Source organism: Enterococcus sp. 2201sp1_2201st1_C11_2201SCRN_220225 (assembly GCF_040925905.1).
Lineage (GTDB): Bacteria > Bacillota > Bacilli > Lactobacillales > Enterococcaceae > Enterococcus_C > Enterococcus_C asini_A.
Genome location: NZ_JBCOJC010000052.1, coordinates 1 through 16,558, shown reverse-complemented (window position 1 = coordinate 16,558; position 16,558 = coordinate 1). Strand labels below are relative to the sequence as shown.

The following is a 16,558-nucleotide window of genomic DNA, read 5'->3' as shown; positions in this document are numbered from 1 at the left end:
GTGTAGAAGATTATTTGTCAGAAATAAACAACTAGGAGTTTCCCATGAAAGAAATTTATATCGCCCTTGCCATCCTTGGTGGGATTATCATATTAATTTTGCTGTTAAGTTTGTACAATCGTTATAAACTACGGAATCTAGTGCGCTATCAGTGGGGGCGCCAACCCCACCAGACCCGCTTAGACAAAGAAGAAAGCTTAAAAAATGCGTGGCAAACAGAAAAAAAATTCCGCAAATTTGAATCGGAAGTCGATGATATTACTTGGTATGATTTGGATTTGTTTGCCATTTTTGATTTGGTAAACGCGACTTATTCCAGCGTGGGTTCTGAGGCTCTTTACCAGCGTATGCGTAGCTTTAATTTAGGCGACAGTACAAAAACCGAAAAACTGATTCAAATTTTTCAAGACAACCCTAGCCTGCGAGAAGAAGTTCAATTTCAATTTGCCCGCCTGGGAAAACAAGATAAAAACTTTACGAAAGAGTACTTAGCCCAAGGCGTCCAAAAAGAACTAGGAAATTTTTGGCAATTTGCCTTGTTAGGCGCTTTGCCTTTTGTCGGATTGCTTTTGCTTTTACTAGGACAAGGTATAGGAATCATTTTGCTGATTGGGGCGGTTTTGTTTAACGTCATTTATTATTTAATGAAAAAGACCCAGTTGGAGACCGAACTAAACAGCATGCGCTATTTGGTACAAACCATTGCACTAGCCGAGAAAATCGCCAAACTGAATTTGCCCGACCAAGTAGCCATTAAGCAAAATTTGAAACCATTAAAAGGAATTGCCTTTTGGGGCTTTTCATTCCGTACCAAAGGCTTTAGTGAAACCGAGATGATTATGGAATATTTAAATATGGTCTTTATGATTCCCTTTCTCGCCTATCATTTCGTGCTGAAAAAACTGAGCAATCATACTAAAGAAGCCATTAATTTGTGGGAGCTGTTAGGCAATCAAGAAGTCGCCATTGCGATTTTAAACTTCCGAACTTTTATGCCTTTGACTTGTATTCCAACGTTTAAAGCAGGAAACGTCACCGCAACAGATATTTATCACCCCTTAGTTAATGGGGCCATTGTCAATCCTGTCAACTGGCAAAAAAATACCTTGGTCACCGGTTCTAACGCTTCCGGAAAGTCCACTTATGTCAAGAGCATTGCCATTAGCTGTGTTTTGTCCCAAACAATTAACACCGCCTTGGCGAAGGACTTTACCTTGCAAGCCGGCCATGTGATTACGTCGATGGCCATTGAAGACGATATCTTTGAAGGAGATAGTTACTTCGTGGCGGAAACCAAGTCGATTAAGCGCCTGTTGGATTTAGTGGCCCAAAAAGAACGCTGTTATTGCTTTGTGGATGAAATCTTAAAAGGAACCAACACTGTGGAGCGCATTGCCGCTTCTGCCAGTGTAGTAAAATGGCTAGCCGATTATCCAAGTCTGGCTTTTGTGGCCACCCATGATATCGAATTAACTGAGATTTTGAAAAATCACTGTGATAATTTACATTTTGGAGAAGAAGTCACCGATGATGAAGGGGTCACATTTGATTACAAAGTGAAGAAAGGTCCCGCAACCAGCCGCAACGCCATTGCGCTGTTAAAAGTCCTCCACTATCCTGCATCATTAGTTAAAAATGCCCAAAAAGAAGCCAGCTACTTTGATGAGAATCGCTCTTGGCAAGTTTTAGACTGAAATATAAAAAGAGACCTCCTTGTTTGATTTTTTTACCAAACAAGGAGGTCTCTTTTATTTTCTATTCATCAAACTCTTTTGCCAAAAATCATCTTCAGTGCCTTGTTCCATTCCCATAATAAAACGTTCCCGTACATCGGGATAACTGGTGGCAATTTGGCTGACAAAATGTTTCATTTCTTCTCGCTTCGTTTTTTTATCGGCAGGACAAGGATTAAAGATCACCGGTAAATTTTCCCGTTTAGCATATCGAATCACATCTTTTTCCGTTAAATACAACAACGGTCGAATCAAGGTAACTCCGGTTTTAGTCAAATAACTCACCGGCTCAAAACTTGCCAATTTGCCGTGGAAAAGAAAATTCATAAAATACGTTTCAATGGCATCGTCCACATGGTGTCCTAATGCAACTTTATTACAACCTAGTTCCGCTGCTTTGCGGTAAAGAATCCCCCGACGCAGTTTCGCACAAAGAGAACAAGGGGAGCGTTCTTCTCTCACATCAAAGACCACTTGCGCAATAGTGGTGGGTACCACTTCTAGCTCATACCCTAGATTTTCCACAAAGTCTTTCATTGGCGTTAAATCCACATTGGGAAAGCCCATATCTAACGTAATCGGCTGAATCTCAAAGTCAAAACCTAGCCGCTTTTGCTTGCGAATGGTATCCAAGAGATAAAACAAAGTCGTACTGTCTTTTCCTCCAGACATACCAATGGCCACCTTATCGCCTGCTTGAATCATCCCATGATTTAAAATGGCTCGGCGCATGGGATTAAAATACATTTGATTGTCTTTTTTCACAAAACTCATGATGCTTCCCTCTCAAAAAACGTAGTCTGCAAGCTGTACTGCTTGCCCGCTAATATATCGTATTGGATCATTTGATAATCTTGATACAATTCTTCTTGATCCCCTAAAGAAACCGTCTCTTGCCACTGTCCGTTTTGATAATACATATTTTTCTCAAAAGCTGATAGCACCTTTTGCAAGTCTAGTAACAATTGGTAAAAACCAGTAGTGGATTGACCAGATTGCTCCATTAACGTTGGGGCAAAGTAAAAGGGGCTGATAATTTGATTTTGTGCCTTAGTTTTTAACTGTCCTTTACTATCAAAAAGCAAAAATTCTGTTTCATGCAAGGCGGTACCGGTATTAGCTGCTTGGGTCTCATCTGAGTAAATCCCCGGCAAGTGATCTCCCCAAAAAACAACTAACGTGCGACGAGACAACTTCGTCAACGCCTCCGTAAAATCTTTTAGCGCTTGACTGGCATAAGCCACATCTTGGACATAATTCTTAATGGAATCCGTATTGCCACTGGCTGTCACTTGGTAGGCAATATTGTCATATTTGCCATTGTAGGGCATATGGGTCTGCATAGTGACCAAATGCACCATTTGGGGAGTATCGGAGTCCAGTTGGTCCAAGACTTCCTCATAGGCCGCAGCATCAGAAATATAAGGATTATTTTGCAATTTATCTCTGTGCTCCATGGTATCTTGATCTAAAAAAGTGTCAAAGCCTAAAATCTTATAAACATCTTTTCGTTTATACATCGACGTATCGTAAGGATGAATCGCCGTGGTTTCATAACCTTGCTTTGCCAATAGAGAAACTAAGGAAGGGAGTTTTTCTAATTTGGGTACTAATAAGGTATAAGGCGTAGTCATTTGCGCGTTTAGCAATTCCATCGAAAAACCAGTCAAAGCTTCAAATTCAATATTAGCAGTACCTCCCCCGTAATTTTGAGAGAGCATTTGCCCGCTATAAGTTTGATTTGCCACTTGATAATAGTCCTTTAATGGATCTCCGCTAACTTCCACGCCATTTAAACGATTAGGATCAGAAAAGCTTTCACTCATAACATAAACGATATTCGGTGCTTCTTCATCAGCCAGCGTTTCATTGGCTTTGTCGGCTTCACTTTGGTATTTTTCGGTAATTTTTTTAACGGCACTTTCGCTGTAACCTGCTGGTTTTTCCATGGCTTCGACTTTTAAATTATACAAAAAGCCGCCAACAAAGCCTACATTGTAATAATTCATCTTTTGGGAGTAAGGAATCCACAAGGCGGTACGGTCATAGCCTTTTCGAAGTAAATTACTACTGGAATTAAAATTACTAGCATAAAGCAATAGACCGCCACTAAATACTAAAAAGGCCACACGGAGCAATTGACTCTTTTTCGGTTTTTTCAAGCTCTTCCAAAAGACAAAAACAACACCGGTGATAACTGCTACAATAACCACGAGTAAGAGTATAAACTGAGGCAATCCAATTAAATCTTTCATCATGCCCAGATTGGTGACCATCTTCAAATCATCCGGATAAATCGGTTCTTGACGCATGGTCATCTTAAGATAATCGGCATACCCTAAAATTCCAATAAACAGGGTGTACAACACTGCCCCCATACCAAAAGAACCGATGATTGCCGAGAGGAAAACCAAAAGCGCTAGAAGCACTACGCCGCCTAAAAAAAACTTCTCCGTGTGCCAAGAAAAGGCAAACTTCAAAGCCAAGTCTAGGGAATGATTGTTTTGAGACCACTGGAGGTATAAATTGCTCAGCAACACTAAGAGCAATGCGCCAACAGTTATTGCGAGATAACGTAATTTTTTCATGGGAAAACTTCCTTAATCATTGCGACATTTCGACCACAGACTGGCCCAATAGTCCATATTTTAGCCGTTTGCCAAATAGATGTAAAGCGATCCTTTTAGAATCGGGAAAGATTTAAAAAAAGGGCAGAATTTAAAATGAAAATGAGAAACTAGCAACGTTTGCTTTCGTTGCCTATCAACTTCCCTCTACACTGCTTTTCAAAATTTCTTTATGTATTACCGTCCTTCCAGTCACTCACAATCTTAAATCAAAAAAAGCGAACAACCTTTTCATTGTCCGCCCTAAAATAGCAATTTTTTAGGTAAGTAAATCATTTTAGTTCAAAAAAAAGAGGACCCAATCTGGTATCCTCTAGCCGTTGTTGACGGAGTCTTCCCCAAAACTCCCACCCATAGTATAAAATATGAATCGTTATGGCGTAAAGAAAAAAGGGAAAGTTTTTCATTTTATTTTTTTGAATGTTCGGAATTTATCCAACTCTCTTCGCAAAGCTATTTCCAAAAATCATCAAACACACTAATTGGCAGATGACGCTTATGCTGAGTCTTCAACCACCAAGCTTCAATGGTCTTTTGAGCCACAGGGGAAACGGTCTTTCCTTCTAGATAATCGTCAATCTCATCATAAGTGACTCCTAAGGCTACTTCATCAGCCACTAATGGTTTATCATCTTCTAAGTCAGCTGTAGGAATCTTCGTATATAAAGCTTCCGGTGCTCCTAGTTCAGCTAATAACTGACGACCTTGCCGTTTGTTCAAACGGAAAAGTGGCAAAATATCGGCCCCGCCATCTCCAAATTTAGTAAAGAAGCCAGTGATGTTTTCCGCTGCATGATCGGTGCCAATCACAGCTCCTGCATAAGCTCCAGCAATGGCGTATTGGCTAATCATCCGTTGACGGGCTTTAATATTTCCTTTATTAAAATCGGAAATACTTACCCCGGCATCGGATAACGCCGCCATTTGACCATCTACCCCACGCTTAATATTGACCACCAGACTTTTATCAGGCTGGATAAAGGCTAAAGCTTTTTGGGCATCGGCTTCATCGGCTTGACTGCCATAAGGTAAGCGTACCGCGATAAACTGATAGGTGCTATCCCCCGTTTCTTCCCGTAGTTCGGCTATGGCCATTTGAGCCAAACGGCCCGCCAATGTGGAATCTTGACCACCGGAAATCCCTAAGACCAAACTTTTTAAGAAAGGATGTTTTCCAAGATAGGCTTTTAGAAAATCTATACTAACGCGAATTTCTTCTTGGGCATCAATGGTTGGTTTAACGCCTAATTGTTTAATAATTTCACTTTGTAAACTCATAGTTCGTTATCTCCTTTCTCATTGGAAGCTGCCACTCGTTTGCGGACTTTTTCCATAATCGCCATCTTGTGGTTCCAACAATCCGTGGACAAGTCCACTGGGTATTGTTGCGGATTAAGGTCTCGTTTGTATTCTTCCCACAGTGAATTCAAACTATCTTGGGCATAGTGTTTGATTTCTTCTAAGTCTGGCAAGTCATAAACCAGCTGCCCTTTTTCAAAAATCGGAACCAAAACCGGACGGGCTTCAAAGTTGCGAATGGTTTTATTGATAAAGGTATGCACAGGGTGGAACATAAATAGCTCGTCTTCTTCTCGAGGATCTTCATCCCAAAGCGTAATGTAGTCTCCTTCTGATTTTCCATCAGATTTGCGATTAATTCGCCAAACTTGTTTTCTACCAGGCGTGCTGACTTTTTCTGCATTACTGGAAAGTTTAATCGTGTCTTCCATAATCCCTTCATCATTTTCAATGGAAACTAGTTTGTAAACTGCGCCTAAAGCAGGTTGATCGTAAGCGGTGATTAACTTCGTGCCCACACCCCAAACGTCAATTTTGGCTTTTTGCATTTTTAAACTTAAAATCGTATTTTCATCTAAGTCATTGGAAGCATAAACTTTGGCTTCTGTAAAACCAGCTTCATCTAATTGTTCCCGAACGCGCTTGGAAATATAGGCCATATCTCCAGAGTCAATTCGCACCCCTTGGAAATTGATTTTATCTCCCATTTCCTTAGCAACTTTAATCGCTGTAGGTACTCCTAATTTCAACGTATCATAGGTATCCACTAAAAAGACACAATCTTTATGGGTTTTGGCATAAGCCATAAAAGCGTCGTAATCATTACCATAAGATTGTACAAGGGAATGGGCATGGGTACCGCTAGCAGGAATCCCAAAGACTTTCCCCGCTCGCACATTACTAGTCGCATCGGCACCCCCGATATAAGCAGCACGGGTCCCCCAAAAAGCCGCATCCATTTCTTGCGCCCGACGCGAACCAAATTCTAACAATGGATCGTCACCGATAACGGATTTTATCCGGGCAGCCTTCGTGGCAATTAAGGTTTGAAAATTAACCATATTTAACAAAGCTGTTTCAATCAATTGGGCTTGGCCTAAAGGTCCTTCGATTTGCACGATAGGTTCATTAGCAAAGACTAAATCCCCTTCTTTTGCTGAACGAACGGAACACTTAAACTCAAAGTCCGCTAAATATTGTAAAAACGCTTCTGGATAGCCGCCAACTTCTCGTAAGTAGTCTAAGTCGCTTTTGCTAAACTTCAATTCTTCTAAATAGTGAACCAGTCGTTCCAGGCCCGCGAAAATCGCATAACCGTGTTGGAAAGGCATCTCCCGAAAATAGCATTCGAAAACCGCATTCCGATCAGCCCGACCTAGTTCCCAGTAAGTTTGCATCATATTGATTTGATAGAGATCCGTGTGTAGTGTTAAACTATCATCCGGATAATGTTTCATGTCAATACTCCTCTCCGCCTTGATTTTATCCAAGGCCTACGCTTTTTATTATAGCAAAAAAACGCTAAAAGTAGCGGAAAAAGGCGCTTCTTGTAGACAAAAGCCCGAAAAAATACAAAAAACCCGCCAAATTTGACGGGTATCATTTCTGATTATTGAATTAGCTAGCCACATTTCCTGTGCTGTCGGCAGCATCCATGGAGACGACCACGATATCTTTTCTGGCAACGCTGAATTTCACACCAGCATCTAGCATCCGTTGTTTCATTTTTACATCTACATGGACTTGGTCTCGCTCTGTGTGCAACAAGCGATGAATGGCCATATCGACTTCTGTGCGCTTAATCTTTTTCTTCGTATCCAGCATGACTAAATAAATTTTATCATAAGTGTCCACATAGATGATTTGGACACGATCTAGTGTATAAAGTTTATAATATTTGATTGAGACATTATCAAACAAATATTGTGTAATATTCGGGTAAAATGTTTTTAAGTTTAGATTGCGATTAATTGGTGATTCGATTAATTTCATAGCATGACCTTCCTTTAATCGGTTTTTGAAAACGTTTATTTTTTATAAATTCATTATAACATAGAAATTTGAAGGATTTTTGATTTTTTTCTTGACCTTTCCCTTACGTCAACCTGTAAACTGAATTTGTTCATAAGAGAGGATGTTTTAAATGGAGTACACCATTCAACAATTGGCCCACTTGTCTGGGGTCACCCCACGCACGTTGCGCTATTACGATCAAGAAAATCTACTGCCCCCAAAACGGATCACTAGTTCCGGGTACCGGATTTATGGCAGCAAACAAGTAGACCTTCTACAACAAATTTTATTCTTAAAGCAATTTGGTTTAAAATTAACAGATATTAAGGCCATTTTAGCTAATCCCGACTTCGATATGAAACCTCTCTTAGAACAACAAAAGGTCACATTAACCCAACAGTTGACCCAAATCCAAGGCCAATTGCAAAACTTAGAAGCAACCTTGGCCTATTACAAAGGAGAGAAAGACATGACCGATCCAGAAAAATTTGCCACTTTTAAAGCTGAAAAATTAGCAGAAAACGAAGCCAACTATGGTTCCGAAATCAGAGCGCGTTACGGTGAAGACGCGGTAAAGGCCGCCAATCAAAAATGGCAAGGCATGACCGAAACACAATTTGCTCAAATGAATGCTAATGAAGAACGCCTTTTTGCGAATTTAGAATTGTTGCTTGCAAAAGACGAAACTCCTGACTTAGATTCTGAGATTGCCAAAGGAGCTTTCTTAGCCCATAAAGAATGGCTAAAGATTACCGCCCCTTTTTACAATGCAGAATACCACCGCAGCTTAGGGGAAATGTATGCAGAAGACGAACGCTTTGCTGCTTACTACAACCAGCGTACCAGCAAACCCTCTGCAAAATTATTACGGGATATTATTTTACATTACACTAAAGAAGCCACAAAATAGTAAACCTCTTACTTTCATGAGAATAGTCTTTATCAAAAAAGCTGATGGGTACAGAAAATGTACCCACCAGCTTTTCATTAGTGCCTAAAAATTACATCATACCCATGCCTGGATCCATTGCAGGAGCAGCAGGTGCATTTGGTTCTGGTTTATCCGCAACAACTGCTTCAGTAGTCAACAACAAAGCGGCTACAGAAGCTGCATTTTGCAAAGCAGAGCGGGCAACTTTAGTAGGATCCACAATACCAGCTTCTACCATGTTCACCCATTCGCCGTTAGCTGCATTGAAGCCAATGCCGAATTCTGCATTTTTCAATTTGTCGATGATTACAGATCCTTCATAACCAGCGTTCTCAGCGATTTGACGAACTGGTTCTTCCAAAGCTCGTTGGACGATCTTAATCCCAGTTGCTTCGTCGCCTTCAGCTTCTAAAGCAGAAACTGCTTCGATTACGTTTACTAAGGCTGTACCACCACCGGAAACCATACCTTCTTCCACAGCAGCACGAGTTGCGTTTAACGCATCTTCAATCCGTAATTTCATTTCTTTTAATTCTGTTTCAGTAGGTGCTCCGACTTTAATTACCGCAACCCCGCCGGCTAATTTAGCCAAACGTTCTTGTAGTTTTTCCCGGTCGAAATCAGAAGTTGTTTCACCAATTTGATTTTTAATCAATTGTACCCGAGCTTGAATCGCTTCTGTAGAGCCAGCACCTTCTACGACAGTAGTGTTGTCTTTGTCTACCACGACTTTACTTGCTTGACCTAGACTTTCAATGGTTGCATCTTTCAATTCCAAACCAAGGTCTTCGGTAATAACGGTCGCTCCAGTTAAAATGGCAATGTCTTCTAACATGGCTTTGCGACGATCACCAAAGCCAGGAGCTTTGACTGCTACTACATTGAAGGTACCACGGATTTTATTCAAGACTAAAGTAGGCAATGCTTCACCGTCTACATCGTCGGCGATAATTAACAATGGTTTTGATTGTTGCAAGATTTGTTCTAACAATGGCAAGATATCTTGGATGTTAGAAATCTTCTTGTCCGTAATCAAGATGTATGGATTGTCCAAAACAGCTTCCATTTTATCGTTATCCGTTACCATGTATTGAGACAAGTAACCCCGATCAAATTGCATTCCTTCTACGACATCTAGTTCCGTTTCGATTCCTTTTGATTCTTCAATGGTAATTACCCCATCATTGCCGACTTTTTCCATAGCGTCTGCAATGTATTGGCCAACTTCTACAGAACCAGAAGAAACAGCACCAACTTGAGCAATGGCTTCTTTAGAATCAACTACAGTAGAGTTTTTGTGTAATCCTTCTACAGCAGCTTTAGTTGCTAATTCAATCCCGCGACGAATGCCTAGAGGATTTGCTCCAGCAGTTACGTTTTTTAAACCTTCACGAACGATTGCTTGAGTTAAGACAGTGGCAGTAGTAGTACCGTCGCCGGCAATATCATTGGTTTTAGAAGCTACTTCAGAGACCAGTTTAGCTCCCATGTTTTCAAAATGATCTTCTAATTCGATTTCTTTGGCAATGGTCACCCCATCGTTTGTGATAAGTGGTGAACCATAAGATTTTTCTAAAACCACATTACGACCTTTTGGCCCTAAAGTTACTTTTACTGTATCCGCTAATTTATCTACCCCACGAAGCATTGCGGCCCGGGCATCTTCTGCAAATTTGATTTCTTTTGCCATGAATTCTCACCTCATAAATTTTTTGTTTAACTGTTATTCCACGATTGCCATAATATCTTTGCCATTAACGATTAGATATTCTTGGCCTTCAAATTTCACTTCTGAACCAGCATATTTTTCAAACATTACTTGGTCGCCTACGTTAACGGCAACTGGGGCTTTTTCGCCATTTTCTAAAGTTTGGCCTTCGCCTACTGCAACGACTTCACCAATTTGTGGTTTTTCTTGTGCTGATGATGCCAGTACAATGCCACCAATCGTTTTTTCTTCTTCTTTTGCGACTTGGATAATCACGCGGTCGCCTAATGGTTTTAACACAATGAATCCCTCCAATAGTTTTTTCGTCAGTGTTTTTTGAACCAGTTAGCACTCTGGATAGTCGAGTGCTAACTCACAAGACTTATGATACTCATTTTCGAAAGACTTGGCAAGTTTTTTAGCTGAATAAATTGTAAAAAGGTTGTGAATTTTTTGTGAGGGATTATTTTAGTAAGAAATTTAGAGGAACTCTGGTCCCATAGCTTCTCTCAGTGACAGATTTGGTAACCCACAGGAGAAATTTTCAAAAAAAGAATGCAAAAGACTTTTGAAGCGCGTCTTTCGCATTCTTACTTTACAGTATTAAATTGCAAATAATTCTGTAGCATAATTGGGATCCGTGTCATAGATTTCAAAATCTTCTCCTACGCCTAAATCATGCTCTTTCAACGTATTTTCCATGGTCAAATGAGCGAGTTCTTTCATATTGTTTTCCTTACTCAAATGCCCCAAATAAATTCGTTTGGTATTTTTCCCAATCACATCCGTAATGACCAAGGCGCCATCCTCATTGGACAAATGCCCGCGATCTCCTAAAATCCGTTGTTTCAAACTCCAAGGATAAGGCCCCATGCGTAACATTTCCAAATCGTGGTTACTTTCTACCAAATAAGCATCTGCATCACGAATGATCCCTCGTACATGATCTGAACAATAGCCAGTGTCAGTTAGCATAACAAAGGACTTGCCTTCTTTATGGAAACGATAAAACTGGGGTGCCGCCGCATCGTGAGACACGCCAAAGCTTTCAATGTCCATATCTCCAAAGGTTAACACTTTGCCCATTTCAAAAATTTGCTTTTGTTCCACGGGTACATTGCCAATCATTGAATCCATCGCTTGCCAAGTTTTTTCATTGGCGTAAATATCCAAATGATACTTCCGAGCCAAAACCCCTACACCATGGATATGATCCCGGTGTTCATGAGTGACTAAAATAGCATCTAAATCCTCTGGCTTACGGTTGACTTCTGCTAATAAAGAAGTCACTTTTTTTCCTGAAAGACCCGCATCCACTAAAATCCTTTTTTTATCACTTTCAATATAGAGGGTGTTTCCTGAACTCCCACTGGCTAAAATACTAACATTAAAGGCACTGTTTGCCATTTTGAAACTTCCCTTCTAAACTAGATGGCCTCTCTAACCATCTGGGTTACCTTACTCGCCGTTTCATTATAAGCCGGTCTTTAATTATTTTCCACCTTTTGAACGGAATTGCTAGTAAAGACTTTATTCGTTAAAGCATTGACCCGCTCCACTTGGTAATTTTTGGAGCCTGTATCAATGGCTACAAACCACGCCGGTACATAGACATTTGTGCCTCGAAATTGCAAGCTCAGGGTATAGCTTAACATGCGCCAAGCAATTTTGGACTTTGGCGGAATCCGGTTGTTGATGTACAAAGTTTCAATGGCATCTTGTTCCGAATACAAGCTCATCTTTTCCCGCAACTTTTCAATATTAGACAGATGGGTTTGTGTATAACCGGTCACTTTTAGCAAATCATCGGTATTTTCTAACGTAATCTCTAAACGACTGGAAGGATCATTAAAAGGAATCCCTTCAAAACTTTGGCTGGCGGTGATTTCCGGATATTCTTTATCTTCCATGGATAATGTAGGCAAATAGGTGTATTCCGAGCCAAAAAGGACCGCCCCAGGTTGATTCAAATATTTTTTCAAAGCCGGTTCTAAATCATTGGGATTCGTAAAATGAAACCCATCGGCAACTTTTCGCGACAGTTGGTTATTCTCAATGGTCATTCCTGTTGAAGATACACTGGCCTTTGAACTAGCCTTTTGTTGGTCTTTAAACGCTTTATTCATATCAGTAGGTTCTCCGCTTAAATAATAGCCTTCTGCCTTAGCAGTTTCTAAAGGAGCATCGTATTTGATATCATCTGCTTTTAAGCGCTGTTCAATGGCAATTTTTTGATCTGAGGCGGTCACGTTGTCCACTTCACTACGAGCAGAGCGAAAAATACTGAGTAAGAAAATATTGACCCCTAGAAAAGCGAGGAAAAAGATCCATTCGATTCGTTTAAAATCCAATCAATTTCCCTCCCCTGCTAATTTTGCTTTTAATTGTGCTTCAGAATACCACTGGCCATCATATTTCAAATACCACATGGGAATCATATCCACGATTTCATCGGCATTTTTGACTTTTTGCCGTTGGTAGCCAACGACAATTCCTTGAAATAAGGACTGGTTAGCGCCACTGGCTAGCAATTCATCAATCACCGTACTCGTAGCGGGCAATTGAACCGTTTCATCAGAAGGAATGGGAATTTGAATGGTGTTTAAGCTACTCATAATCGTCACATTAGGTGTGGTACTGCCGGTATCTTCTAGGGTAAAGCTGACTTCCCCTTGATAGCCATCCCCAAATACCGGGAATCCTTCAATAAACGTGCGGTAAGTAATATCCTCTTTGCCTCGGTCAAAAAAGCGCAGTGACCCAATACTGGATTCCAAACGATTCACATAATGATAGCTTTGATCGTAAATATCGTCTTCCATTTCTTCATTGCTAGCGAGCTTGCCTTGAAATTCCACGATTTGTTGGTCTTCTGCCACCCGCAACGTCTCAGAATCGCCATACAAAATAGTATCTCCAGCTTCTTCACTACTCTTTACACTTTCAGGCTTTTGGAAAAAAGCATTGCGGAAAACCGTGTACGCTTGCGTGGAAGCGATGTAGCTGTATTGTTTTAAGGTAATTGGTTCATCAGAATTGTATTGCAAACCCTGAATTTTCTTGTCGCCAGTCATCTGAATCCAGCTGACTTTCGTGTCATTTAAGGCTTCTTTGACCTTCGTTAAATCCAAATCAAAGTCACCTTCAATCACTTGGTTCCGTCGAGGGTTTACAAAGCGAATCAAACCATTTTTAAAATCGATTTGAATCTTGGTAAAGAAACTCTCTTTTCCTTCCCCAAGCGCTTTTAACTCCCCTTCTTCTACATTTACCTGAAAAATTTTAGCATATTCATATAATTGGAAAGAACCAAAGTAATTTAGTTCAACTCCTTCTGAAATATCTGCTACTGCGGCAAATTCATCGTCATTGTCATATTCTCGATCTTTTAAATTAGTAATTTTTCCTTTTAAAATTTGTTCATGGACTTTGCTAATCAAAGTTTCACCAGTTCCCATGCGAACATCTTCCGTCGAGTTCACCCAAATCAAGCGTGTGGGTAAGAAAACTTCATCTGGCTGACGATAAGTAGTTGTCGCGACGACATTGCTCTCCTCATCCCCCAGCTGACTTCTAGCATCGGAACTGAGCCAAATTTCATAAGAAAGATAAACGCTTAAGAGAATTAAGAAAATTAAGCCGATGCGAATAATCTTTTCCGATCGTTTCATTCCCACCAATCCTCCTCATAAGGTTCATAAGGTAATGTGATAAAGAAGGTAGATCCCCGACCTTCTTGACTTTCTACCCAAATATTGCCACCGTGAGCTTTAATCACTTCTTTTGTAATTGCAAGCCCTAGCCCTGTGCCCCCTTGTTTGCGAGCACGGGCTTTGTCCACCCGATAAAAACGGTCAAAAACTTTCTGCAAGTCTTTTTTAGGAATCCCCAAACCTTGGTCAGAAATACTCAACAAAATATTATTGTGGGTTTCTGACAAGTGTACCGTAATCGTACCGCCATCCGGAGAATACTTAATGGCATTGTTCATGATATTGTCAATCACTTGGATAATCTTATCCGTGTCTACTTCTGCCCAAAGATCTCGCTGAGTGAAATCGCGGCGAATCCGATATTTTTTGCCTTTTTCCTCATTGTTCATCATCATGTCAAAACGATCTAATACAAAGGAAACCAATTCATTGATGTTGATGTACTCTAGCTGTAACGTGGCTTGCTGGCTATCCATTCGGGACAAGTCCAACAAATCATTAATCATGCGGATCATCCGATCGGTTTCATCTAAGGTAACCTTTAAGAAATTTGGTGCGATTTCTTCGTCTTTCCAAGCGCCTTCACTTAAGGCTTCGATATAACTGCGCATGCTGGTCAATGGCGTCCGCAATTCGTGGGAGACATTGGATACGAATTCTCGGCGTTCTTGCTCGGTTTTTTCTTGTTCCGTAACATCGTGCATCACTGCAACTAAGCCAGAGATAAATCCAGACTCCCGACGAATCATAGCAAAATCAGTTCGTAAGACCACATTGCCTCGGTAAGGATTTTCCCGATTGATCAGCATTTCATCTGGTTTTTCTAAAAGTTTTCGCAAGGTATAGTCTTCTTCAATCCCCAAAAGTTCAAGGATTGATTGGCCAATAACCTCTTCTCCTTTGACATTTAGCAAGGTCATCGCCATTTCATTAATCGACGTGACTTTCCCTCGTCGGTCTGTGGCAATCACCCCGTCAGTCATATGAGAGAGGACGCTATCCAGTCGATTGCGTTCGGATTCCATGGCATCTTGAGTTTCTTCAATTCGCTCTCCTAGTTGGTTAAAAGTTTCTGCCAACTGACCCAACTCATCTTTTCCATACACCGTAACCCGGCGACTGTAATCTCCTCTGGCAATTCGCATAGCCTGTTCTTGCATTTCCCCAATGGGCTGAGTAATCGAGCGAGCCACTAGCACCGCTACTACAATGGAAATCGCGGCCGCAAGGAGTGAGGCGGTTACGAAGATAAAGGCCGTATCTCGAATTTCACTGTATTGTTTTTCAATATCGCTCTTCATAAATAAAGCACCTACAACAGTGTCTCCTGTGGTGGACAAAATGGGTTGCACCACAATATAGACCCGGCGATTGGTGTCTTCATCATAAGCTGTCTTCGTCAGATAGCTCAAATCGTTAATGTCTTGATAATCGTTCTTTTTACCAATCAAACTTTTGTCCGTTAAAGGCGCCGCTCCCATGATAATCCCATTGGCATCTACTACTCGCACTTCCAAAACATCGGTAGTGCGGCTGTTTTCAATAATGCGCTGAATATTATCATAGGTTTCATCGGTTTCTTTTTGGCCTACTTCATTGGCAAAAGAAGGAGCCAACGCCGCAGCCTGGTCCTTCATATTGTCTGTAAAGTTTTTGATTGTGGAACGTTCTAATCCGCGAATAAAATACGCCCCGATAATCTCGATCGAAATCAACAAGATCAAGATAAATGCCAGGGCGATTTTAAAGTTCACTGATTGGAAAAAGCGAACCTTTTTTTTCATTTGCTACTCCTGTTCCGGGTTGCGTAAATAATAGCCTACGCCCCGTCTAGTTACTAAGTAATTGGGATGGCTTGGGTTGTCTTCAATTTTTTCCCGCAAACGTCTCACCGTTACATCCACTGTTCGCACATCACCAAAATAATCATAACCCCACACGGTTTGCAATAAGTGTTCCCGGGTCATGACTTGACCCAAATGTTTTGCCAAGTAATGTAAGAGTTCAAATTCTCGGTGAGTTAATTCAATGGTACTACCATTTTTAGTCACCATATAAGCTTCTGGTAAAATAGTCAGATTGCCAATGGTTAAATCATTATTGGCTTCTTCTTCTGCTTCTTTTGTCGCTTGAGAACCACGGCGCAAATTTGCTTTCACCCGTGCGATTAATTCGCGATTGGAGAAAGGTTTCGTCACGTAATCATCGGCCCCTAGTTCTAAGCCTAAAACTTTGTCGATTTCTGAATCCTTTGCAGTCACCATAATAATCGGCATATCGTAGTTTTTCCGAACTTCTCGAGCTACTTCTAACCCATCAATTTTTGGCAACATCAAATCCAATAAAATCAAGTCCGGTTCGACTTCTTTCACCTTTTCAATGGCTTCTTCCCCATCATAGGCTGTATATACATCATAGCCTTCTTTATCAAGGTTAAATTTCACGATGTCGGAAATGGGCTTTTCGTCATCGACAACTAGTATCTTTTTCACAAAGAGCACCTCGTCTATTCTTTAGATTATGTTCCTTATTAT

14 protein-coding genes are annotated in these 16,558 nt (G+C 40.8%); 2 read left to right on the top strand and 12 right to left on the bottom strand.

The genetic code is table 11. The features are described 5' to 3' along the window. Window positions 1–44 precede the first annotated feature (44 nt). Window positions 45–1,694, top strand: coding sequence for a DNA mismatch repair protein MutS (locus tag AB5754_RS11480; RefSeq protein WP_368250992.1), 1,650 nt, complete (start codon window positions 45–47; stop codon window positions 1,692–1,694). Window positions 1,695–1,748: 54 nt separating this feature from the next. On the opposite strand, the gene AB5754_RS11475 is transcribed toward AB5754_RS11480, so the two are convergent. From AB5754_RS11475 to AB5754_RS11455, 5 genes are all read right to left on the bottom strand, one after another. After that, window positions 1,749–2,507, bottom strand: coding sequence for a tRNA 2-thiocytidine biosynthesis TtcA family protein (locus AB5754_RS11475; RefSeq protein ID WP_368250994.1), 759 nt, complete (start codon window positions 2,505–2,507; stop codon window positions 1,749–1,751). Then, window positions 2,504–4,321 carry an LTA synthase family protein gene (locus tag AB5754_RS11470; RefSeq protein WP_368250995.1) on the bottom strand — a complete coding sequence of 606 codons (1,818 nt, stop codon included), beginning with the start codon at window positions 4,319–4,321 and terminating at the stop codon, window positions 2,504–2,506. Before AB5754_RS11470 ends, AB5754_RS11475 begins: the two co-directional genes overlap by 4 nt. 492 nt (window positions 4,322–4,813) lie before the next feature. Next, window positions 4,814–5,638 (bottom strand): ammonia-dependent NAD(+) synthetase, encoded by an 825-nt coding sequence (gene nadE, locus AB5754_RS11465; protein WP_368250996.1) that lies wholly within the window; start codon window positions 5,636–5,638, stop codon window positions 4,814–4,816. Then, on the bottom strand, window positions 5,635–7,116 hold the full coding sequence (locus tag AB5754_RS11460; protein WP_368250998.1) for a nicotinate phosphoribosyltransferase: 1,482 nt from the start codon (window positions 7,114–7,116) through the stop codon (window positions 5,635–5,637). The genes nadE and AB5754_RS11460 overlap by 4 nt, the downstream gene beginning before the upstream one ends. Window positions 7,117–7,276: 160 nt before the next feature. Next, the gene (locus AB5754_RS11455; RefSeq protein WP_368251000.1) at window positions 7,277–7,651 is read right to left on the bottom strand and encodes a DUF1827 family protein; all 375 of its coding nucleotides are present in this window, start codon (window positions 7,649–7,651) and stop codon (window positions 7,277–7,279) included. A 151-nt stretch (window positions 7,652–7,802) separates the two neighbouring features. Between AB5754_RS11455 and AB5754_RS11450 the strand changes: the two genes are divergently transcribed. Next, window positions 7,803–8,582 carry a TipAS antibiotic-recognition domain-containing protein gene (locus tag AB5754_RS11450; RefSeq protein ID WP_368251001.1) on the top strand — a complete coding sequence of 260 codons (780 nt, stop codon included), beginning with the start codon at window positions 7,803–7,805 and terminating at the stop codon, window positions 8,580–8,582. A gap of 91 nt (window positions 8,583–8,673) precedes the next feature. Here the strand turns inward: AB5754_RS11450 and groL are convergent, their stop codons facing one another. The 7 genes from groL to yycF form a co-directional block, all read right to left on the bottom strand. Continuing rightward, window positions 8,674–10,293: a chaperonin GroEL gene (groL, locus tag AB5754_RS11445; RefSeq protein ID WP_311832744.1), complete on the bottom strand. Its 1,620-nt coding sequence runs from the start codon at window positions 10,291–10,293 to the stop codon at window positions 8,674–8,676. A 33-nt stretch (window positions 10,294–10,326) separates the two neighbouring features. Continuing rightward, window positions 10,327–10,611: a co-chaperone GroES gene (groES, locus tag AB5754_RS11440; RefSeq protein WP_311832743.1), complete on the bottom strand. Its 285-nt coding sequence runs from the start codon at window positions 10,609–10,611 to the stop codon at window positions 10,327–10,329. A gap of 303 nt (window positions 10,612–10,914) precedes the next feature. Beyond that, a complete protein-coding gene (locus AB5754_RS11435) occupies window positions 10,915–11,718 on the bottom strand; it encodes an MBL fold metallo-hydrolase (RefSeq protein WP_311832742.1) in 804 nt (267 codons plus the stop codon). A gap of 80 nt (window positions 11,719–11,798) precedes the next feature. Continuing rightward, window positions 11,799–12,662, bottom strand: a complete 864-nt coding sequence (locus tag AB5754_RS11430; RefSeq protein WP_368251003.1) for a two-component system regulatory protein YycI — start codon at window positions 12,660–12,662, stop codon at window positions 11,799–11,801. Continuing rightward, window positions 12,663–13,982, bottom strand: a complete 1,320-nt coding sequence (locus AB5754_RS11425) for a YycH family regulatory protein (protein WP_368251004.1) — start codon at window positions 13,980–13,982, stop codon at window positions 12,663–12,665. Further along, window positions 13,979–15,808 carry a cell wall metabolism sensor histidine kinase WalK gene (gene walK / locus AB5754_RS11420; RefSeq protein WP_311832739.1) on the bottom strand — a complete coding sequence of 610 codons (1,830 nt, stop codon included), beginning with the start codon at window positions 15,806–15,808 and terminating at the stop codon, window positions 13,979–13,981. The genes AB5754_RS11425 and walK overlap by 4 nt, the downstream gene beginning before the upstream one ends. 3 nt (window positions 15,809–15,811) lie before the next feature. Further along, window positions 15,812–16,516 carry a response regulator YycF gene (yycF, locus tag AB5754_RS11415; protein ID WP_311832738.1) on the bottom strand — a complete coding sequence of 235 codons (705 nt, stop codon included), beginning with the start codon at window positions 16,514–16,516 and terminating at the stop codon, window positions 15,812–15,814. Window positions 16,517–16,558: the final 42 nt, after the last annotated feature.